Source organism: Gordonia jinghuaiqii (assembly GCF_014041935.1).
GTDB lineage: Bacteria > Actinomycetota > Actinomycetes > Mycobacteriales > Mycobacteriaceae > Gordonia > Gordonia jinghuaiqii.
This window is the reverse complement of sequence record NZ_CP059491.1, coordinates 2,529,722-2,550,985: the sequence shown is the minus strand read 5'-3', so window position 1 is coordinate 2,550,985 and position 21,264 is coordinate 2,529,722. Positions and strand designations below refer to the sequence as shown.

19 protein-coding genes and 1 riboswitch are annotated in these 21,264 nt (G+C 68.5%); of the genes, 3 read left to right on the top strand and 16 right to left on the bottom strand.

Going from position 1 to position 21,264, the window contains the following annotated elements; all coding sequences use genetic code 11:
• Positions 1-15: 15 nt before the first annotated feature.
• A riboswitch (FMN riboswitch) is annotated at positions 16-172 on the bottom strand.
• Positions 173-253: 81 nt separating this feature from the next.
• The 3 genes from ribD to H1R19_RS11360 form a co-directional block, all read right to left on the bottom strand.
• Positions 254-1,279 (bottom strand): bifunctional diaminohydroxyphosphoribosylaminopyrimidine deaminase/5-amino-6-(5-phosphoribosylamino)uracil reductase RibD, encoded by a 1,026-nt coding sequence (ribD, locus tag H1R19_RS11370; protein ID WP_188329232.1) that lies wholly within the window; start codon positions 1,277-1,279, stop codon positions 254-256.
• Positions 1,280-1,287: 8 nt separating this feature from the next.
• Positions 1,288-1,992 carry a ribulose-phosphate 3-epimerase gene (rpe, locus tag H1R19_RS11365; RefSeq protein WP_219851461.1) on the bottom strand — a complete coding sequence of 235 codons (705 nt, stop codon included), beginning with the start codon at positions 1,990-1,992 and terminating at the stop codon, positions 1,288-1,290.
• 94 nt (positions 1,993-2,086) lie between these two features.
• The gene (locus tag H1R19_RS11360; RefSeq protein WP_219851603.1) at positions 2,087-3,385 is read right to left on the bottom strand and encodes a 13E12 repeat family protein; all 1,299 of its coding nucleotides are present in this window, start codon (positions 3,383-3,385) and stop codon (positions 2,087-2,089) included.
• Positions 3,386-3,536: 151 nt separating this feature from the next.
• On the opposite strand from H1R19_RS11360, the gene H1R19_RS11355 reads away from it, so the two are divergent.
• Genes H1R19_RS11355 through H1R19_RS11345 form a run of 3 tightly spaced genes read left to right on the top strand, consistent with a single transcriptional unit; the run spans position 3,537 to position 4,974 of the window.
• Positions 3,537-3,869: an ArsR/SmtB family transcription factor gene (locus H1R19_RS11355; RefSeq protein WP_188329229.1), complete on the top strand. Its 333-nt coding sequence runs from the start codon at positions 3,537-3,539 to the stop codon at positions 3,867-3,869.
• Entirely contained in the window at positions 3,869-4,348 is a 480-nt protein-coding gene (locus tag H1R19_RS11350; RefSeq protein WP_219851460.1) for an SRPBCC domain-containing protein, read from the top strand. Before H1R19_RS11355 ends, H1R19_RS11350 begins: the two co-directional genes overlap by 1 nt.
• Complete coding sequence (locus H1R19_RS11345; protein WP_219851459.1) at positions 4,345-4,974, top strand: dihydrofolate reductase family protein; 630 nt, start codon at positions 4,345-4,347, stop codon at positions 4,972-4,974. Before H1R19_RS11350 ends, H1R19_RS11345 begins: the two co-directional genes overlap by 4 nt.
• A gap of 34 nt (positions 4,975-5,008) precedes the next feature.
• Here the strand turns inward: H1R19_RS11345 and H1R19_RS11340 are convergent, their stop codons facing one another.
• From H1R19_RS11340 to H1R19_RS11280, 13 genes are all read right to left on the bottom strand, one after another.
• Positions 5,009-6,496, bottom strand: a complete 1,488-nt coding sequence (locus tag H1R19_RS11340; protein WP_244970946.1) for an RsmB/NOP family class I SAM-dependent RNA methyltransferase — start codon at positions 6,494-6,496, stop codon at positions 5,009-5,011.
• Positions 6,493-7,455: a methionyl-tRNA formyltransferase gene (gene fmt / locus H1R19_RS11335; RefSeq protein WP_188329227.1), complete on the bottom strand. Its 963-nt coding sequence runs from the start codon at positions 7,453-7,455 to the stop codon at positions 6,493-6,495. The genes H1R19_RS11340 and fmt overlap by 4 nt, the downstream gene beginning before the upstream one ends.
• Complete coding sequence (locus H1R19_RS11330; RefSeq protein ID WP_483401429.1) at positions 7,456-9,525, bottom strand: primosomal protein N'; 2,070 nt, start codon at positions 9,523-9,525, stop codon at positions 7,456-7,458. It lies immediately after the preceding gene.
• The gene (metK, locus tag H1R19_RS11325; protein WP_219851457.1) at positions 9,474-10,682 is read right to left on the bottom strand and encodes a methionine adenosyltransferase; all 1,209 of its coding nucleotides are present in this window, start codon (positions 10,680-10,682) and stop codon (positions 9,474-9,476) included. The genes H1R19_RS11330 and metK overlap by 52 nt, the downstream gene beginning before the upstream one ends.
• A 102-nt stretch (positions 10,683-10,784) precedes the next feature.
• A complete protein-coding gene (gene coaBC, locus H1R19_RS11320; protein ID WP_188329224.1) occupies positions 10,785-12,044 on the bottom strand; it encodes a bifunctional phosphopantothenoylcysteine decarboxylase/phosphopantothenate--cysteine ligase CoaBC in 1,260 nt (419 codons plus the stop codon).
• 30 nt (positions 12,045-12,074) lie between these two features.
• The gene (gene rpoZ / locus H1R19_RS11315) at positions 12,075-12,374 is read right to left on the bottom strand and encodes a DNA-directed RNA polymerase subunit omega (protein ID WP_086535422.1); all 300 of its coding nucleotides are present in this window, start codon (positions 12,372-12,374) and stop codon (positions 12,075-12,077) included.
• Positions 12,375-12,463: 89 nt separating this feature from the next.
• The gene (gene gmk, locus H1R19_RS11310; RefSeq protein WP_188329223.1) at positions 12,464-13,081 is read right to left on the bottom strand and encodes a guanylate kinase; all 618 of its coding nucleotides are present in this window, start codon (positions 13,079-13,081) and stop codon (positions 12,464-12,466) included.
• A 52-nt stretch (positions 13,082-13,133) separates the two neighbouring features.
• Positions 13,134-13,448 (bottom strand): integration host factor, actinobacterial type, encoded by a 315-nt coding sequence (gene mihF / locus H1R19_RS11305; RefSeq protein WP_004021989.1) that lies wholly within the window; start codon positions 13,446-13,448, stop codon positions 13,134-13,136.
• Between the two features lie 479 nt (positions 13,449-13,927).
• Positions 13,928-14,773, bottom strand: a complete 846-nt coding sequence (gene pyrF / locus H1R19_RS11300; RefSeq protein WP_219851456.1) for an orotidine-5'-phosphate decarboxylase — start codon at positions 14,771-14,773, stop codon at positions 13,928-13,930.
• The gene (gene carB, locus H1R19_RS11295) at positions 14,770-18,105 is read right to left on the bottom strand and encodes a carbamoyl-phosphate synthase large subunit (RefSeq protein WP_188329221.1); all 3,336 of its coding nucleotides are present in this window, start codon (positions 18,103-18,105) and stop codon (positions 14,770-14,772) included. The genes pyrF and carB overlap by 4 nt, the downstream gene beginning before the upstream one ends.
• Positions 18,105-19,292 carry a glutamine-hydrolyzing carbamoyl-phosphate synthase small subunit gene (carA, locus tag H1R19_RS11290; RefSeq protein WP_219851455.1) on the bottom strand — a complete coding sequence of 396 codons (1,188 nt, stop codon included), beginning with the start codon at positions 19,290-19,292 and terminating at the stop codon, positions 18,105-18,107. The genes carB and carA overlap by 1 nt, the downstream gene beginning before the upstream one ends.
• Positions 19,289-19,924: a PH-like domain-containing protein gene (locus tag H1R19_RS11285; RefSeq protein ID WP_188329219.1), complete on the bottom strand. Its 636-nt coding sequence runs from the start codon at positions 19,922-19,924 to the stop codon at positions 19,289-19,291. The genes carA and H1R19_RS11285 overlap by 4 nt, the downstream gene beginning before the upstream one ends.
• Positions 19,921-21,231: a dihydroorotase gene (locus H1R19_RS11280; RefSeq protein WP_219851454.1), complete on the bottom strand. Its 1,311-nt coding sequence runs from the start codon at positions 21,229-21,231 to the stop codon at positions 19,921-19,923. Before H1R19_RS11280 ends, H1R19_RS11285 begins: the two co-directional genes overlap by 4 nt.
• Between the last annotated feature and the right edge of the window lie 33 nt (positions 21,232-21,264).

Below are 21,264 nucleotides of genomic sequence, written 5' to 3'. Positions count from 1 at the left end.
GGGCGGCATTGTGTCGCCTGTTCTCTCGCATCCGGACTATGACCGTCGGCTTCGGATTCGCACCGAATCTGCTGTCCCTGCCTGGTGGCAGGCGCTCGCGGGCTGGACGATGCGGATCCACCGCACCCTCATCACCGCCGGTGGGGAGTCTCACCCCGCCCCGAGAACTGGTGACATCGACGCTAGCACGGCACGTGAGGTGCGTCGCGTTGCGATTCCGCTGAACGAAAAGGCTCGTGTCCATGGCGCCTGCTCACCGTTCCCGAGTCGGTGTCAGCGGACGCGTCATTGTGATCAGGACGTCATCCCCCAGCGGCATCAGCGAGGTGGTGTGGAACCGGTGGGCGTCGTCGAGGGTGGTGACGCCCGGGATCTCGACGGAGCTGCGACCCGCACCGAGGACCATCGGGGCGACATAGGCGTGGACCTCGTCGACCAGTCCGGCGTCGAAGAAGGCGCCGAGGATGTGCGGACCGCCCTCGACGAGAATCCACAGCGCGTCGGGTAACGCGGCCAGGACGGCGGCGGGGTCGTGGGATTCGATCCGAACCAGCCGGCCGCCGGTGTCATCCCGGAGGTTGGCGTCGACGGGGAGATCGCGATGACCGAGGATCACGCGGGCCGGCTGGTGGGCATAGAGCAAGCCGTCCGGGGCGCGGGCGGTGAGTGTCGGATTGTCGGCGAGGGCGGTGCCGGTACCGATGACGATCGCGTCGATGCGTGCGCGCTGCCGGTGGGCGTGGTCGCGGGCGGCGGGACCGGTGATCCATTGGCTGGTGCCGTCCGGCGCGGCGATGCGCCCGTCGATGCCCGCGGCGATCTTCGCGGTGACCATGGGGCGGCCGAGACGCTGCCGGGTGAGCCAGGGACGCAGTGGACCGTTCTCGACGTCGGCTGCGCCGACTCCCCCGGTCACCCTCACGCCCGCGGCACGCAGAGTGTCGGCACCGCCGGCGGCAACGGGATTCGGGTCACCGACGGCGTAGTGGACGTCGGCGATCCCGGCCTCGATCAGTGCCTGCGAGCACGGGCCCGTCCGGCCGGTGTGGTTGCAGGGTTCGAGAGTCACGACCGCGGTACCGCCGCGGGCAGCATCCCCGGCATCGCGCAGCGCCATCACCTCGGCGTGCGGACCGCCCGGGGGTTGGGTGGCACCGACACCGGCGAGGGTGCCGTCGGCCGCCAGGATCACCGCGCCGACGGGCGGGTTGGGTGAACTGACCCCCATGGCCGCATACGACGCCTCGACGGCGCGATCCATGGCGGCGGCGATGTCCATGGTGTTGATCAGTGGTTGCTGTGCGCCCGGGCGGCTGCGGCGGATTCGCGAAGTGCCGCGATCGCCTGGCCGGGGTCGTCGGCACCGTAGACGGCCGAGCCGGCGACGAAGCAGTCGATCCCGGCTTCGGCGGCCTCCTCGATGGTGTCGGCGTTGATGCCGCCGTCGATCTCGACGAGGAGTTTCAGTTCCTCGGCGTCGATGAACTTGCGGATGGCGCGGGCCTTCTCGAGCACGTCGGGGATGAACTTCTGGCCGCCGAAGCCGGGTTCGACGCTCATGACGAGCAAGGTGTCGAAGTCGCGGAGGATCTCGAGGTAGGGCTCGAGGGGCGTACCCGGCTTGATCGACAGTCCCGCTTTGGCACCTGCGGCGCGGATGTCGCGGGCGACGCCGATGGGGTTGTCGGTCGCCTCGGCGTGGAAGGTCACGTTGTGTGCGCCGGCCTCGGCGTACGGCGGCGCCCAGCGCTCGGGGTTCTCGATCATCAGATGGCAGTCGAGCGGGATGTCGGTGGCCTTCAGCAGGCTCTCGACGATCGGCAGACCCAGGGTCAGATTCGGCACGAAGTGCGCGTCCATGACGTCGACGTGGAGCCAGTCCGCGCGCGTGGGTCCCGGCGTCGCGACGGCGGCGGCCTCGGCGGCGAGATTCGCGAAGTCCGCGGACAAGATGGACGGGGCGATCATGGGCGCGGTACCGGCGGTGCACATGGTGGACAAGTGTAGGGCTCGCTACCGCGGTCGGACGAAGCCGCTCGGGTGTCTCAGAGTCCGCCGGCCGACCGACGTACGTGGCCCGATCGTGTCATGCCGCGGCAAGCAGCTGCAGCAACCGCGTTTCGATCACGCTGTTCGTCGGTTCTCGGTGCCCGATGGCCGGTGGTGCGGCACTCCGATGCCGGGCGCCCGTCGGGGTGATCACCTCGATGACCCGGTTGTCGCCGACTATCCGGACCTCGTACTTCCACCCGCCGGCTTCCTTGGCCCGGTTGTGGGCGACGCATGCACCATCGGCGTTGGCCTCGCTGGTCGGTCCGTCGTGGCGATGAGGTCGGGCGTGGTCTATCTCGGCGATGGGCGCACCGCAGTACGGCGTTCGGCATCGCTGATCGCGGAGTCGGATGAAGTGCGCGAGCGAGGGCGGGAACGTCCGGGATCTCGATTCCATCGCCACAAGTGCCCCGTCGGCCGGTCGGGCGTAGAGACGACGCAGCGTCGAGCCGGTCTCGCCGGCCGACGTGACCGAAGAGGCGACCAGTTCACGAGCCACCGCTGCCGGGATGGGTCCGTAACCCATGACGTCCGCGGCTGACTGGTCGATGTCGAGCAGAGCCCGTTCGGACAGAACGACATTCACCGCGACCGGGGTCGGTTCCGCAGCGGAACGGCCCGTGACGCGTTCGGTGAGAGTGTCGGCCATGATCTGTGCGTGGGTTCTGTCGTCGGATCCGAGGACCGAGTCGGCGTACTTCTTGAGGGACGCATAGACCGAGATCCCCTGGGCCAGCGGCAAGGTCGCCGACAGTTGGGTCATCAGATCCGGCGCAGGCCGAATGCCGACCCGACGATCTTTCTCCGCCTTCGATTTTCGTTGCACGACGGCAGCCGGTTCGAGTTCGTACGCGTGGCGTTTGGCCAGCGCTTCGATCTCCCGATCGGAGGCACCGAGCAGCACCTGGCGGTCGGAGCAGATCCGGCGGTCGATCTCCTCACGGGATTCGCGTGTCAGGTAGGCGGTTTCGCGGACGAGAATCGTGGCCCGCCACTCGGTCAGAACGCCATCCGTGAGCGCCGACATCGTATGCGGCATCTCGTGCGCCAGTGCCCGCGAGAAACCCAGGTACTGACTGCCCTTCTGAGGAGACACCTTTCGCGCCAGACCCACCTCGGCCGCCAGACCACGCCCACGTCGTCCCTTTGGGATGTTGCGCCCGGCCTCGTCTGCCGCACGCAGCTCGTCGAGCTTTGCCGTCTCGCGCACCTGAGCCGCAGTGCACGCCGCCTTGATCTCCTCGAGCAAGGTCAGCCGCTCCACCGACGCGGCTTCAACCGACCCGGTCGGCACCTCGGCAAGGACAGACACCAGTGAACGCAGAACGGGCATCCGGGGCGAAGATGAATCTATATCCGCGGTCTCGTACATACATTCGATAGTACGGCAATATGCGCACTTCTGCCTGATTTTCTCACGCCTGTGGATAACAGTTTTCACTGATCCATTGAGCAAAGTGATCGCGCATGCAACACTTAGCTACATGGCACAGCAATCGGTGATCCTCGACGACATATTCGGCGCCCTGTCGGACCCGACCCGACGCGCAGTCGTCGAACGCCTGGGGCGCGGGCCCGCGAGTGTGGGCGAACTCGCCGACCCCTTCCCCATCACTCTCCCGACGTTCATGAAACACCTGCGCGTACTGGAGAACAGCGGCCTGGTCATGACGAAGAAGACCGGCCGAACACGAATGTGCACGCTCGACAGGCGCCGCCTCAGACGTCTGTCGACATGGCTCGAGCACCAGCGAACCACATGGACCGAACGCACCGACCGACTCGACGATTTCGTCACCCGACCCGAGGAGTCATGATGATCGACCCCGAACTCGACCTGACCCTGCACCGCGTGATCCGCGCACCGCGAGAACGGATCTGGGAAGCATGGACCCGCCCCGAGCAGTTCGCGCGATGGTGGACACCCGCGCCCACCATCACCCAGGTGGACCGCCTCGAACCGAAACCCGGCGGAGCACTGGTGACCCGGATGAGCGACGACGGAACGACGTTCGTCCCGCACATGGATGCGGTGTTCCTGGTCGTCGAGACCAACGAACGGTTGGTCTTCACCAACGCGATCGACAGTTCGTGGCGCCCCGCGGCGCCCGCGCCGGTTGCCATGACCGCGGAGATCACCCTCACCGAGCACAGCGACGGAACCGAGTACAACGTCGTTGTGCGGCACGGGAATCCCGCCGACCGAGAGCAGCACGACCAACTCGGGTTCTACGACGGATGGGGTTCGGTGACCGCAGCACTCGCCGATCTGGTGGAGAAGGCGGTGCTGGGATGAGGATCACGATCACCGAGTTCATCACGCTCGACGGCGTGACCCAGGGGCCGGGTTCCGCCGACGAGGACACCACCGACGGATTCACGGACGGAGGCTGGCTGGTTCCGCACATGGACGAGACCTTCGTCCGACAGGCATCGGAGTGGCTCGACCTCGCCGACGGACTGCTCCTCGGCCGCCGTACCTACGAGGCGTTCGCACGCGACTGGCCGCAGATCACCGACCCGGACGATCCGTTCACGGAACGGATGAACGGACTGCCCAAGTACGTCGTGAGCAGCACACTCACCGAACTCCCCTGGGGACCGGCAACGCTTCTCGGCGGGGACGCGGTCGCTGCCGTGGCGGCGCTGCGCTCGAAACCCGGCCGGGAAGTCCAGGTGCATGGCAGTAGCACTCTCGCCGCGTCACTGTTGGAGGCGGGAATTGTCGACGCACTGAGGCTGGTCGTCGCACCGACCGCGCTCGGCAATGGGCGACAGTTGCTCGGCCGTAACACAAGCGGTCTCGGGTTTCGACTCGCACGCCACGCCTCGACACCTTGCGGGCTACTGCTTCTGGAGTACGAGCCCACAGGTGGTGCGGTCGTGGCCGACTACGAAGGTGTCTCCGCGGTCATGGGCTGACCGGTGGATCGTCGGCCACCGCGGCCGCTGGGGATCACTCTTTCGTCAACGCCGCCAGGAACATCGCGTCGGTGCCGTGGATATGGGGCCAGAGCTGCACATGCGGCCCCTCCCCGAGCAGTTCCGGGCCGAGTTTGCCGACGGTCACATACGGTCGGGCGTCGAGCTGGCGCACGCCGTCGACCGACGCCACCACATCGGCCACGACCGCGGTGGTCTCCGCCGGGTGCGGCGAACACGTCGAATAGACCACGACGCCACAGGGTTTGACCAGGCGCAGCGCCTCGGTGAGCAGTTCCTTCTGCAGCACCACGAGCTCGTCGACATCGGCCGGCGTTCGGCGCCACCGGGATTCGGGCCTGCGCCGCAGCGAGCCCAGACCCGAGCAGGGAGCGTCGAGCAGGACGCGGTCGTAGCCCGGTTCGAGGTCACTCGCCCGGGCATCGGCGACGTGGATCGTGACCGGCAGGTCGGAGACCACCTTGCGGATCAGCTCAGCACGGTGCTTAGACACCTCGATGGCATCGAGCCGGGCGCCGTCGATCTCGGCGAGCGCACCGATGAGGGCGGCCTTGCCGCCGGGTCCGGCGCACATGTCGAGCCAGCGGCCGGCGTCGTCGGCTATCTCGGCGACCGTCACTGCCCGCGCGACCAGCTGGCTGCCCTCGTCCTGGACGCCGGCGTATCCCTCGCGGATCGCCGCGACGTCAGCGGGATCGCCTCCGGGCAGATAGACGCAGTAGGGCGAGAACTCGCCGACCTCTCCCCCGCTCGTCAGCGCGAGCTCCTCGGCGGTGATGAACCCCGGGCGGGCGACGAGGTGCACAGGTGGCCGTTCGTCGTCGGCGGCCAGGGCGGCCTGGAGCTGACCCCCGGCATTCCCGAGCGCCTCGGCGAACACCTCGGCGATCCAGCGCGGGTGCGCGTACTGGAACGCGAGATAACCGACCAGGTCCTCGGCGGGCGACGGCGCGAGCTCGTCGACCCAGATGTCCTCGGTCTTCTGCGACACCTTGCGCAGCACCGCGTTCGCGAAACCCGATGGGCCCATACCGTTCTCGGAACGCACCAGATCCACCGACGTCGACACCGCGGCGTGCGCACCGACCCGGGTGCGCAGCAGCTGGTAGGTGCCCAGCCGCAGCACATCGAGGACGGTGCCGTCGATGTCGGCGACGGGCCGGTTGGCTGCGGCCTCGATCACCGCGTCGAGCAACCCCTGCGCACGAGCGGTCCCATAGGTGAGCTCCGTGGCGAAGGCCGCATCGCGACCCTCGATTTTCCTGTCACGCAGCATCTTCGGCAGAACGAGGTTGGCATACGCGTCACGTTCACGCACGGCGCGCAGCGTGTCGCGGGCGGCCACCCGCGCCGGATCGAGGTCCTTCTGCCGGAACTTGGCGGTCTCGTCCCGCTTGTTGCCGTCCCGTTTGTTGCCGTCCCGCTTGGTGCGGTCACGGCTGTGACCGCTGTCTCGATTGCTGTTGTCTCGTCTGCTGTTGTCTCGTCGATCGGCGCTCATCGGAGGACCGTCCCATCGGTCAGGCGCGCACCGCGAGCCCAGTCGGCCGCGGGCATAGGTTTCTTGCCCGGAGGTTGTACCGTCCCGAGTTTCACCGGTGTCGAACCGGTTCCGACGAAGACGGTCTTCTTCGTGACCGCGAGGGTGCCCGGGGCGAGCGATCCGTCGCGCACCGCATCGGGCAGTGCGGGGTCCTCGGTCGACCGCAGCTGCGTGACCGGCCCCACCTTGATGCGGGCGCCGTCCAGACTCGTCCAGGGACCGGGAGCCGGCGTGTAGGCGCGGATGAGGCGGTCGATGATGTGCGCGGGCAGGTCCCACCGGACGCGTGCGTCGTCGACCTCGACCTTGGGGGCGTGGCTGATCCCGGTTCCGGGCTGCGGCTCGGGGACGAGGCTGCCCTCCTCCAGCGCGTCGAGGGTGGACAGCAGCAACCCCGCCCCGGCGTCGGCAAGACGCCCGAGCAGGTCACCGCTGGTGTCCGTCGGCCGGATGGTCTCGGTGAGGACCCCGTACACCGGCCCGGTGTCGAGCCCTTTCTCCAGACGGAACGTGCTGGCCCCGGTCACCTCGTCGCCGGCCGCGATGGCCGCCTGGACCGGTGCCGCGCCGCGCCATGCCGGCAACACCGAGAAGTGGAGGTTGACCCATCCGTGCGTCGGCAACTCCAGGAGGCCCGGCGGCACGAGACCGCCGTAGGCGACCACCGCACCGCAGTCGGGCGCCCAGCGCCGGAGAACCTCGTCCACCTCCGGATCGGACAACCGGCGCGGGGTGATCACCTCGAGTCCGTGTTCATCGGCCAGCACACCGACCGGTGACCGCATCACCTTGCGTCCGCGTCCCGACACCGCGTCGGGCCGGGTGATGACACCGACCACCTCATGCGACGGCGAGTCGAGTAGAGCCTGTAGCGACGGCACGGCGACCTCTGGGGTCCCGGCGAAAACGATGCGCATTCATCCGATCGTAGGCGGGTCTATCTGCACCCTGATCGGCCCGGTCTCGCGATGGGTGTTGCGGCGGGCCTGTCCGGCGACGAGCGCCCGGGCGAGAAGCCGTCCGTGCTTGCGCGGCAGCCGCACCAGGATTCGGTCCATCTCGTCCCGGTCCACCTCGTCTGGGGCCGCGGCCTCCCACTCGGCGCTGCCCGCGGGCGGACGCACCCCCTGCGGCAGCGGCACCGGTCCCAGAACGTCAGTGCCCTCGGGCAGTTCGAGATTCTCGACGAACTCGGTGATGACCCGCGTCGGGCCGTCGACCGAGGCCATCGTCACCGCAGGCGGGAACCCGAGTTCCACCCGCTGGGCCAACTGCAGGGATGCGAAACCGACCGGGTCCCAACGGATCAGTGCCTGTACGGGGGCCAGCGACGAGTCGGCGACGATCACCACACGGCCACCGTCCCCGTGCGGAGCGACCATGCCGGCCAGAGCCATCCACCGCCGCACGGCGTGCTCCTCGGCCCGAAGATCGGCACGGTCGAGCTGGGCCCAGGTGTCGACGACGATCGCGGCGCCGTACCCACCCGGTGCCAACGGTTCGGCGCCGGGCGTCGACACCACAAGGCGTGCGCCCGGCTCGATCTCGTCGAGAACGGTGTCACCGCCGCTGGTCACCACCGGCACCCCGGCGAACGCCCGGCCGAGCTCCTCCGCGGTCCGCCGGGCACCCGTCACGGTCGCCCGGAACGAGGTGTTGCCGCATTCGGGACAACGGAAGGACCGCTCGGCTCTCCCACACCAGCGACAGCTGATCCGGCCGTCGCCGTCGAGCTGCAACGGACCGTGACATGCCCGGCAGCGCGCATGTTCGCGGCACCGCGTGCACGCCATCGACGGGACATAGCCGCGCCGGGGAACGCTGAACACGACCGGCCGGTCGGCCTTGAGAGCGGTGCGCGCCGCGTCGAACGCGACTTCGGGGATGCGGGCCGACCGGGCCATCGGATCGCGGGAGATCTGGCGGTCGTCATCGGAGATCGCCTGCACGCGTGGGCTGTGCTGCCGCACGGTCGTGCGGTCGGCCACGAGGTCATGCGCCCAGCCCGACGCCACCAGCGCCTGAGCCTCCGCGGTGCGGGCGAAGCCGCCGAGGATGAGCCCGCAACGCTCCTGATGCGACCGCAACACCGCCACCTCACGCGGGTGGGGATACGGCGCGCGCGGATCGGACATGCTGTCGTCGCCGTCGTCCCAGACAACGACGAGTCCGAGGTCCGCGACGGGCGCGAACACCGCACTGCGCGTACCGATCACGAGTTGGGCGGCACCGCGACGCACCGCCAGCCACCGGCGGTAGCGGGCGGTGGGGCCGAGCCCGGCCGACAGCGCCACACCACGGTCCCCGATGAGTGGTTCACATGCGGCTTGCACCCGGTCGAGGTCTCGTTGGTCGGGGACGACGATGATGCACCCGCGCCCCGCCGCCAGCGTCGTGGCCGCCAGCTCGGCGAGCCGGTGCGGCCAGTCCTCGCCCGGAAGTGCCTGCCACGCCGCCCTCGGATGCCCGTCGGTCAGGCTCTCGAGGAACGCCGCCGCGAGCGGATACCGCTGCCACCCGGCCGGATCGGGACGTTCGACGACGGCGGTCGGCTCCGGCGTCGTCTCCTTCTCCGTGCGTGCGTGGCGAGGCGGGATGGCAAGGCGCACAACGTCACCCATGGTGCCGGCATAGCGATCCGCCACTGCCCGGCACAATGCGGCCAGTTCCGGGGTGAGGACCGGTTCGGCGGACACCACCCGCTCGAGCCAGCCGAGTTTGCCCGGGTGATCACTCTTCTCGATGCGCTCGAGGAGATAACCGTCGACGAGCCGCCCGGCGAAACGCACCCGGACCCGCACACCGGGAATCGCCGCCGCGTCCTGATCGACGTCGATGAGGTAGTCGAACGGGCGGTCGAGATGGGTGAGACCCAGAATCGGCAGAACACGGGCCACCGACAGCTCGGCTGCCGGGACCCGTGCCCCCTTCGGGGTCAGAGACCCGCGGCCGCCCGCAGCTTGTCTGCGCGGTCGGTCCGCTCCCACGGCAGATCGACGTCGGTACGGCCGAAGTGGCCGTACGCGGCGGTCGGGGCGTAGATCGGGCGGAGCAGGTCCAGGTCGCGGATGATCGCGAGCGGACGCAGATCGAAGTTCTCCTTGATCACGCGCTCGATGACCGCGGGATCGACCTTCTCGGTACCGAAGGTCTCCACGAACAGACCGACCGGCGCCGCCTTGCCGATGGCGTAGGCCACCTGCACCTCGATACGGCTGGCCAGACCAGCGGCAACCGCGTTCTTCGCGACCCACCGCATCGCGTAGGCGGCGCTGCGGTCGACCTTCGAGGGATCCTTGCCCGAGAAGGCACCGCCACCATGACGCGCCATGCCGCCGTAGGTGTCGACGATGATCTTGCGACCGGTCAGACCGGCGTCACCCATCGGACCGCCCAGCACGAACTTGCCCGTCGGGTTGACCAGCAGGCGGTAATCGCTGGTGTCCAGCGACGGCAGATCGATCTCGGCGAGCACCGCCTCGACCACCTGCTTCTTGATGTCGGGTGCGAGGAGGTTGTCGAGATCGATGTCGGCGGCATGCTGGGTGGAGAGCACGACGGTGTCGAGCCGGACCGGGGTGTCACCGTCGTACTCGATGGTGACCTGGGTCTTGCCGTCGGGACGCAGGTACGGCAGCGTGCCGTTCTTGCGGACCTCGGTGAGCTTGCGGGACAAGCGATGCGCGAGGGCGATCGGCACCGGCATGAGCTCGGGGGTCTCGTCGGTGGCGTAGCCGAACATCAGGCCCTGGTCGCCGGCACCCTGGCTGTCGATCTCGTCCTCGGAGATTCCGCTGCGGCTCTCGTGCGAGTTGAAGACGCCACCGGCGATGTCCGGGGACTGCGCCCCGATGGCGACATTGACACCGCACGACGCGCCGTCGAAGCCCTTGGTCGACGAGTCGTAGCCGATCTCGAGGACCTTCTTGCGGACGATGTCGGGGATGTCGGCGTAGGCGGTGGTGGTGACCTCACCCGCGACATGCACCTGGCCGGTGGTCACCAGGGTCTCCACTGCCACGCGCGCCTTGGGGTCCTGGGTCAGGATGGCGTCGAGGATCGAGTCGCTGATCGCGTCACAGATCTTGTCGGGGTGTCCCTCGGTGACGGATTCGCTCGTGAACAGGCGTGACGAGGTGGTCATCAGATCCTCTCGAGATCTTCACGCGCGGTGGTTCGCCGCGCCGCTGGCAGGTGGGGCCAGGTCTGATCTGGCCGCGGGAGTGCATTCAACCTAATGGTTCGGTCAGGCTCCCCGACCATCAGGCACCAGTTGTCTCACTTCGTCAAGTATCCGACTCGACATGAGTGTTTTCGACCCGAACGGCAGTGCGGTCTCGTCGCCTGTCGCAGAGAGCAGCCATCCGGTGTTGTCCTCGGTCCCGAACGCCTTGCCCTCGCCGACCGCGTTGACCACGAGCAGATCACAGCCCTTACGGGCCAGCTTGGCGCGGCCGTGGTCGAGCACGCCCCCGGTCTCGTCGCCGGTCTCGGCGGCGAACCCGACGATCACGGTCTCGGCGGGGATGCGGCCGTCCGCGCGTGCGGTCACCAGCCCGCGGAGAATGTCGGGATTGGTGGTGAGCTCGATGGGTGCGGGCCCCTCGTCGCCCTTCTTGATCTTCGCCTCCGCGACGGAGACGGGGCGGAAGTCGGCGACCGCGGCGGCCATGATCACCACATCGGCGTCGGCAGCGCGTTTGGTCATCTCCTCGGCCAGCTGCTCGGCCGTCGAGATCCGCACGATCTGCACGCCGGCGGGATCACCGGGGTCGGCGGTCGAACCCGCGACGACGGTGACACTCGCCCCGCGTTGCGCCGCAGCGCGGGCCAGTGCGAAGCCTTGTTTACCGGAGCTGTGGTTGCCGAGGTAGCGAACCGGGTCGAGCGGCTCGCGGGTACCGCCGGCGCTGATCAGCACACGGACGCCCGCGAGGTCGTAGGGCAGCGCGTCGGACCGGGCGAGGAGCAGCTCACCGACGAGTGCGATCTCCTGCGGGTCGGGCAGCCGCCCGCGACCGGAGTCGGTGCCGGTGAGACGACCCGACGCCGGGGTCATCACCACCGAGCCGTGCGATCGCAGGGTCGCGACATTGGCCTGCGTCGCCGGGTGCTCCCACATCTCGGTGTGCATCGCGGGCACGAACAACACCGGACAGCGCACGGTGAGCAACGACGCGGTGAGCAGGTCGTCGGCACGCCCCTGCGCCGCGCGGGCCATGAGGTCGGCGGTGGCGGGTGCGATCACCACGAGGTCCGCACCCTGCCCGAGGCGCACGTGGGCGACCTCGTCGACGTCGTCGAAGACCGTGGTGGACACCGGGTTACCGCTCAACGCCTCGAAGGTCGCCTTGCCGACGAACTCCAGGGCCGCGGGGGTGGGCACGACGCGGACGTCGTGGCCCGACTCGGTGAAGTGACGGATCACCGAGCACACCTTGTAAGCAGCGATTCCGCCGCCCACGCCGATGAGGACGCGACGGCGTGTTCCGGTCGGTGTGGTCATCAACGGTTCACAGACTGCCGATGCCCGAGACTATTCGCCCTCGGTGTGCTCGAGCAGATCGGAGTGGATCTCGCGCATCGCGATCGACAGCGGCTTCTCCTGCAGACCCGGCTCCACCAGCGGGCCGACGTACTCGAGGATGCCGTCACCGAGCTGGTTGTAGTAGTCGTTGATCTGGCGTGCGCGCTTGGCGGCGTAGATGACCAGTGCGTACTTCGACGAAGCGCGATCGAGCAGGTCGTCGATCGGCGGATTGGTGATACCCAGCGGCGTGTCGTAGGCCGGTGCGTCGGCGATGTCGGTGATGTCGAAATTGGTCGGGGTGCTCACACAAACTCCTGCGTCGAGGTCTCGGGTGCCGACCGTGTGGAGCGTTGTCCAGGGACGATAGGCGGATGGTGCGGTGGTGTCAGGGCCGGTCAGTTCGCGGGCGCGGTGGGCTGTTCGGGTCCGACCAGCAAGGATACCAACTCATCGGCGGCCTGGTCGACTTCGCTGTTCACGATGACGTGGTCGAACTCTCCGCGGGCGGCCATCTCGGTGCGGGCGGTCGCCAGGCGACGCTCGATCACCTCGGGTGTCTCGGTGCCGCGGCCGGTCAGTCGGGAGACGAGTTCGTCCCAGCTCGGCGGCGCGAGGAAGACGGTGATCGCCTCCGGCAGCCGCGCCACGACATTGCGTGCGCCCACCAGGTCGACCTCCACCAGGACCGGCTTCCCGGCCTCCAGCGCGGCGAGGACAGGCTGCAGCGGTGTGCCCGAACGTTGCAGGCCGCCGTGGATCTCCGCCCACTCCAGGAGCTCGTCGCCGGCGATCATCTTGTCGAAGTCGTCGGCGGAGACGAAGTGGTAGTCGCGGCCGTCGACCTCGCCGGGTCGCGGGGCGCGGGTGGTCGCCGAGACGCTGAAATACACCTCCGGCAACGCGGCGCACACCTTGGCGACCACGGTGGACTTACCGACGGCCGAGGGGCCGACCAAGACGATCAGTCGACCCCTCGTGCGTGCGGCGTCCGCATGGTCCGGCTGGTTGTTCACCGCCGGGCCCGTGAGCGCGTCACGCTGCCGTATTCGGTTGGGTTGCCCACGCTCAGGAGCTGAACTTCTCGAGCAGGGCCTTGCGCTGACGGTCGCCGAGACCGCGCAGGCGGCGCGTCGGGGCGATCTCCAGCTCGGTCATGATCTCCTGAGCCTTGACCTTGCCGACCTTGGGAAGGGCCTCGAGCAGCGCCGAGACCTTCATCTTGCCCAGGATCTCGTCGTTCTCGGCATCCTTGAGCACCTGCTGGAGATCGGTGCCACCACGCTTCAGGCGCTCCTTGAGCTCCGCGCGGACACGACGAGCGGCAGCTGCCTTCTCCAACGCAGCGGCGCGCTGCTCGTCAGTCAACTGGGGAAGGGCCACGGGTTCCTCCGTCTTTCGTTCTTGATTGGGACTGCATCGTCCGCCCGAGGGCGTCCGAGGCGCTGGTGCCGTGCGACCGCTGCTGGGTCGCCATCGTCGGCGGATCGTTCGGGTGGGTACCCGTCCGACGCCATCAAATGTTGGCGGCGAATGCGACCGTACCCACGTGAGCAGGCATTTGCGAGCGCGACCCCCCGTTTTCGCCGGGTTTTCTCATGTTGTAGGGCTCCTGAGCGGTTCGAGAGAGCGCATCGGAAATTTCCCATTCTGCTCACCGTCCTGACTACGCGTTTTCGACGATACCCGCAGGTCATGGCGCCAAACACGGTCGGCGAGTTCGATAGCAATGCGAACTACCAGTGATCCGTGAGTTCACTCGCTGATACGGGTGTGACGAGAGTGATACCCGGCGAATCTCTTTCGGATTCGGCGCCGTCTCGCGCGTGTCGCGACCGTATCCGGTGCCTCGACGACAGCGCTCAGCCCAGGGCGGACTCGACCTCGTCCCGGGCACGCGTGAACGCGTCCCGAAGGGCGATCGGGTCGGGACCGGCGCGCAGCACACCACGTGAACTGGCGGGAAGCACCCACGCGGGATCGGCACCGTCGAAGACGATCGGCAGGTCCGCGGCGGTCGCACCCTGGGCACCCAGGCCGGGTGCCAGGATCGGTCCTCGCAGGCCCGTGAGATCCAGGCCGTGCTCGCGCGTCGCGCCGACGACGAGCCCGACACCGCCCCGGCCGTCGGAATTCGACGCCGACGCGGCGTCGACGATCCCCTGCGCCACCGTGCGCTCCGGCGACGCCGGGCCGGCCAGCCGCGCGAGCTGCACGTCCCCGCCCTCCGGGTTCGACGTCCGGGCGAGAACGAACACCGACCGGCCGGTCTCCCCCGCCAGGTCCAGCGCGGGCCGCAACGACTCGTATCCGAGGTACGGAGACGCGGTGACGGCGTCCGCGCACAGGGGTGACGAATCCGACAACCACGCCCGGGCGTAGGCCGACATGGTCGAGCCGATGTCGCCGCGTTTGGCGTCGGCGATCACCAGCGCGCCGGCCTCCCGGCACCCCGCGATGACCCGTTCGAGCACCGCGAAGCCCGCGGCGCCGAACGGCTCGAAGAAGGCGACCTGCGGCTTGATCACCGCCGCCACCGGGCCCAGCGCCTCCACGCAGATGTCGCCGAACCGCGCCAGCCCGTCGGCGGTGACCGGCAGGCCCCAGTCCTCGAGCAGACCCACGTGTGGGTCGATCCCGGCACAGAGGCGTCCGCGCTCGGCCACCACCGGTCGGTACCGGGCGGCGAAACCGGGCGCCTCCGTCACGAGTGACCGGCCATGTCCGCGTGCCGGTTCTGCAGGGAACGCACACTGATGTCGCCGGCCATCGCCGCCTCGATGCCCTGCACGGCAGCACTGGCACCCTGCACCGTGGTGATGCACGGGATGTTCACCGACACCGCCGCGCTGCGGATCTCGTAACCGTCCACTCGCGGACCCGAGTTGCCGAAGGGGGTGTTGATGACCATCGCGACCTCGCCGGCGCGGATCATGTCCACGATCGTGCGTTGCCCCGGCGCCGCCTCGAAGTGCTTGCGCACGGTCTCGCAGTTGATCCCGTTGCGGCGCAGCACATCCGCGGTGCCCTCGGTGGCCAGGATGTCGAAGCCGAGATCCGCGAGGTGTTTCACCGGGAAGATCAGTGCCCGCTTGTCCTTGTTGGCCACCGACACGAAGATCGCACCCGTCGTCGGCAGCGAGCCGTAGGCGGCGGTCTGCGACTTGGCGAAGGCGCGGCCGAAGTCGGCGTCGATGCCCATGACCTCACCGGTGGACTTCATCTCCGGGCTGAGCAACGAGTCGACGCCGCTGCCGTCATGGCGCCGGAACCGGTTGAACGGCAGGACCGCTTCCTTCACCGAGATGGGCGCAGTCGCCGGCGCTTCGCCACCGTCACCGACGGCGGGCAGGATGCCTTGGGCCCGCAGCTCGGCGATCGACGTGCCGAGCATGACGCGCGCACACGCCTTGGCCAGCGGCACCGCGGTCGCCTTGGACACGAACGGCACCGTACGACTCGCGCGCGGATTGGCCTCGAGCACATAGAGGACGTCGTCCTTCAGCGCGTACTGGACGTTCAGCAGCCCCTTGACGCCGATGCCCTTGGCCAGCGCCTCCGTCGAGGCCCGCACCATCGCGAGATCCGCGCGTCCCAGGGTGACCGGCGGAAGCGCGCACGCCGAGTCGCCGGAGTGGATGCCGGCCTCCTCGATGTGCTCCATGACGCCGCCGATGTACACCTCGTCGCCGTCACACAGGGCGTCGACATCGATCTCCACCGCGTCCTCGAGGAACCGGTCGACGAGCACCGGATGGTCCGGGGTCAACTCCGTCGCACGGGAGATGTAGTCCTGCAACGACTTCTCGTCGTAGACGATCTCCATGCCACGCCCACCCAGGACGTACGACGGCCGCACCAGAACCGGGTAACCGATGCGTGCGGCGGTGTCGCGGGCCTCGTCGAAGCTGGTCGCGGTGCCGAAGGCAGGAGCAGGCAGGCCGGCCTCGGTGAGCACCTTGCCGAACTCGCCACGGTCCTCGGCGAGGTCGATGGCGGCCGGACTGGTACCGACGATCGGCACACCCGCCTCCTCGAGCCTGCGCGCGAGACCGAGCGGGGTCTGACCGCCGAGCTGAACGATGACACCGGCGACGGTGCCCGACTGCGATTCCGCGTGGTAGACCTCGAGCACGTCTTCGAAGGTCAGCGGCTCGAAGTACAGGCGATCGGCGGTGTCGTAGTCGGTCGACACGGTCTCCGGGTTGCAGTTGACCATCACGGTCTCGTATCCGGCCTCGGACAACGTGAGTGCCGCGTGCACACACGAGTAGTCGAATTCGATGCCCTGGCCGATGCGGTTGGGTCCAGACCCCAGGATCAGCACCTTGGGACGGTCGGTCTGCGGCGCGATCTCGCTGGTCGCGGCGGGATCGAGCTCATAGCTCGAGTAGTGGTACGGCGTCTTCGCCTCGAACTCGGCCGCACAGGTGTCGACCGTCTTGTAGACCGGACGCACACCGAGCTGCAGACGATGCGCACGCGCGGCCGCCTCGTCGGCGAGATCGGAACGCAGCGCGGCGATCTGCCGGTCGGAGAAACCGGTCGACTTGGCCTCTCGCAGCAGTGCCTCGTCGAGGGTGTCGGCGTCTCGGATCTCCGCACCGAGCGCGGCGATCCCGCCGATCTCGGCCAGGAACCACGGGTCGATGGCGGTGGCCTCGTAGAGATCCTCGATCGTGGCGCCGGCCTCGAAGGCCAGCATCAGCTTGTACAGACGCCCGTCGCGCGGGGTCTTGACGTCCTCGAGCAGGGCGGGCAGATCGACGGTCGAGGGGTCGGGCCGATTCGGCTCGGCCCAGAAACCGCCGGCCTTGGTCTCCAGCGACCGCATGACCTTGCCGAGCGCCTCGGCGAAGCTGCGCCCGAGACTCATCGCCTCACCCACCGACTTCATGGTGGTGGTGAGTGTGTCGTCGGCGCCCGGGAACTTCTCGAACGCGAACCGCGGGGCCTTGACCACCACGTAGTCGAGCGTGGGCTCGAAGCAGGCGGGGGTCTCCTTGGTGATGTCGTTGACGATCTCGTCGAGGCTGTAACCGATGGCCAGCTTCGCCGCGATCTTGGCGATCGGGAAGCCGGTCGCCTTCGACGCCAGTGCCGAGGACCGCGAGACACGGGGGTTCATCTCGATGACCACGAGGCGGCCGTCGCGGGGATCCTGGGCGAACTGGATGTTGCAGCCGCCGGTGTCGACGCCCACCTCGCGCAGGATGTCGATGGAGAGGTCGCGCATGATCTGGTACTCGCGGTCGGTGAGGGTCATCGCCGGGGCGACGGTCACCGAGTCGCCGGTGTGCACGCCGACCGGGTCGAGGTTCTCGATGGAACAGACGACCACCACGTTGTCGCGGTTGTCGCGCATCAGCTCGAGCTCGTACTCCTTCCAGCCGAGGATCGACTCCTCGATGAGGACGTTGGCCGTCGGCGACGCGGCGAGACCTCCGCCGGCGATACGGTCGAGGTCCTCATCGTTGTAGGCCATCCCGGAACCGAGCCCGCCCATGGTGAACGACGGCCGCACGACGACGGGGAAACCGAGTTCGGTGACGGTGTCGCGGACCTCGTCCATGGTGTGACACACGCGCGACCGGGCGCTCTCGCCGCCCACCTTGGCGACGATGTCCTTGAACATCTGGCGGTCCTCGCCGCGCTGGATGGCGTCGAAGTCGGCACCGATCAGCTCGATGTCGTACTTCTCCAGCGAGCCGCGATCATGCAGTGCGACAGCGGTGTTCAACGCGGTCTGGCCGCCTAGGGTCGCCAGCACCGCGTCGATCGGGTGACCGGCGTCGCGTTCGGCCTCGATGACCTTCTCCACGTACTCGGCCGTGATCGGCTCGATGTAGGTGGCGTCGGCGAACTCCGGGTCGGTCATGATCGTGGCCGGGTTGGAGTTCACCAGGCTGACGCGCAGGCCCTCGTCCTTGAGGACCCGGCACGCCTGGGTACCCGAGTAGTCGAATTCACAGGCCTGGCCGATCACGATCGGCCCCGAGCCGATGACCAGGACGTGGTTGATGTCTTCGCGGCGCGGCATCAGGCCTTCGCTCCTTGATGAGTGGTCTTGCGGGACGCACGGTCACCCTCGAGCAGGGTGACGAATTTGTCGAACAGATACGCGGCGTCGTGGGGTCCCGCGGCCGCCTCCGGGTGGTACTGCACGGAGAAGGCGCGGCCGGAGAGCAGCTCGACGCCCTCCACACTGCCGTCGTTGGCGCAGACGTGGCTGACGCGGGCGCGGCCGAAGTCGGAGCCGAACTCCTCCCCCTGCTCTCCCTCGAGCGCGAAGCCGTGATTCTGCGAGGTGATCGAGACCTTGCCGGTGGCATGGTCGACGACCGGGATGTTGATCCCCCGGTGCCCGAACTTCATCTTGTAGGTCGAACGTCCCAGCGCGCGGCCGAGGATCTGGTTGCCGAAGCAGATGCCGAACAGCGGGAGGTCCTGGCCGAGTACCCCGCGGGTCAGCTCGACGATGTCGTCGGCGGTTGCCGGATCGCCGGGACCGTTGGACAGGAACACCCCGTCGGGCTTGAGGTCGGCGATCGCCTCGAGGGCGACCGTCGCGGGCAGCACGTGGGTCCGCACCCCGCGTTCGGCGAACATGCGGGGGGTGTTCGTCTTGATCCCGAGATCGATGGCCGCCACCGTGAACCGGTGCTGGTCGAGAGGTTCGACGACGTAGCCGTCGGTGGTGGTGACCTCGTCCGCGAGGCGGGCACCCTTCATGTCCGGCTGATTGCGCACGCGGGCGAGCAGTTCCTCGGTGTCGGCGAGTGCCGCACCGGAGAAGATCCCCGCCTTCATCGACCCGTGGTCACGGAGGATGCGCACGACGGTGCGGGTGTCGATCCCGCCGATGCCGACGATCTCCTGCTTCGCGAGTTCGTCCTCGAGGGTGGTCGTCGCGCGCCAGTTGGAGACCCGGCGGGTGGGATTGCGGACCGCATAGCCGGCAACCCAGATCTTGCCCGAGTCGCCGTCGACACCCGTACTCCCCGCGCTGCCGGTGCTCTCGCCGTCCTCGGTGTTCCAGCCGGTGTTGCCGATCTGCGGCGCGGTGGCCACGACGATCTGCCGGTGGTAACTCGGGTCGGTGAGGGTTTCCTGATAGCCGGTCATCGCGGTGCAGAACACCGCTTCACCGAGGGTCTCGCCGACTGCGCCGAAGCTCCGGCCGGTGAACACCTGGCCGTTCTCCAGCACCAAGACCGCTGTGTTCATTCTTGTGCCCCTTGTTCCTGTGGCCCATGTCCACTGTCATGCTTCCCGGCGAAGGCGTTCACCCAGCCGGGATAGATCGATTTGTCGTCGGCGCGCATCCCGGTGTCGATTTCGGTACCGCTGGGCAGCACCCATCGGATCACGAGGACGCCGTCGGCCGACATCACCTTGCCCGCGATTCCGCGTTCGGTGCGGACCGCGGTGATCGAATCCCGCGGGATCCAGATGTCGCCGGCACCTTGGCGGGCGATGAGCACGCCGGTCTCGAACTCGGTCAGCACCGACGACGCGCGGTCGCCGATGTCGCCGACGGTCACCCGGGTCTGCCAACTCGGCGCGATGGTACTGCCGAGGTAGAGCCCGGTGTCCGGACCGCGCACGGCCGCACCCGGATTCGCAGGTGTGGCCGGCAGTTGCCCGATGAGCTCGGACTGCGCCGCTGTCTTCTTCTTGTTTCCGGTCACCAGCAGGTAGAACACGGTGATCAGGCCGATCGCGAGGAGCGCGAAGACACCGATGAACCACGCGTTGAAGACGAACTTCCCGTACCCGAGCAGCGTCGCGATCACCGAGGCGACCACCAGCACCACCAGGACGATCGGGAGAACGCCGCGCCGCGACCGGATGTTCATCGGGTCACCTGCCCGTCGTGCGCGGTCACGATTCCCCGCAACACGGTGGTCGTGACGGTGGCCGGCATGGTCATCGCCTCGAACGGGGTGTTGTCCGACAGGCTCGCCAGTTCCGCGCCGCGCACCACCCAGGACGCGTCGGGGTCGACGACGGTGAGGTTGGCGGGTTCGCCCACCTCGATCGGCCGGCCCTGATCGGTCAGCTCGACGATCTCGGCGGGACGTTCACTCATCACGCGTGCGACGCCGCGCCAGTCGAGTAGCCCGGGCTTGACCAGTGTCTCGACCACGATGGGCAACGCCGTCTGCAGCCCGAGCATTCCCGGCTTCGCCTGTGCGAACTCGCAGCACTTCTCCTGCGCGGCGTGCGGCGCGTGGTCGGTGGCCACGCAATCGATGATCCCGTCGGCCAGCGCGCGACGCAGCGCCTCGTTGTCGCGGACCTCGCGCAGCGGCGGATTGACCTTGTTGATCGGGTCGTAGGTCTGCAGAAGCGAGTCGTCGAGCAGCAGATGATGCGGGGTCACCTCGGCGGTGATCGCGATCCCCTGCTCCTTGGCCCAGCGCAGCAATTCCACGGTGCCCTCGGTGGAGGCGTGGCAGATGTGGACACGGGCGCCGGCGTCCCGGGCGAGGAGTGCGTCGCGGATGACGATCGACTCCTCGGCGGCGCGCGGCCACCCGGCGAGGCCCAGCCGCGAGGCCCAGGGCCCTTCGTTGGCGACCGCGCCGACGGTCAGACGCGGCTCCTCGGCGTGCTGCGCGATGAGGACGCCGAGGCCGGTCGCGTACTCCAGCGCACGTCGCATGAGGAGCGGGTCGTCGACGCATTTGCCGTCGTCGCTGAACATGCGGACCCCGGCCGCGCCGCCGGCCATCATGCCCATCTCGGCGAGCTGCTTGCCGCCGAGACCCACGGTGACCGCGCCGACCGGGTACACATCGACGAGCCCGACCTCACGGCCGGAACGCCACACGTTGTCGGTGACGGTCGAGTTGTCGGCGACGGGCCTGGTGTTGGCCATCGCGAACACCGCGGTGTACCCGCCGAGCGCCGCGGCCGTCGAACCGGACCGGATGGTCTCGGTGTCCTCTCGTCCGGGTTCGCGCAGGTGGGTGTGCAGGTCGACGAAGCCGGGCAGCAGGACCCCGCCGTTGCCGTCGATCCTCTCGGCGCCCCGGGGCGCGGTGAGTCCGGTACCGATCTCGGTGATGACGCCGTCGACGACGAGGACGTCGACGGGCTCGCCCTCGCCGTACGGGCGAACGGCGCCGAGCAGAACCGAACCGGTGGGCGGGACGGTCACTTCACATCTCCTGAGGTGCTGATGGTCGGCCCG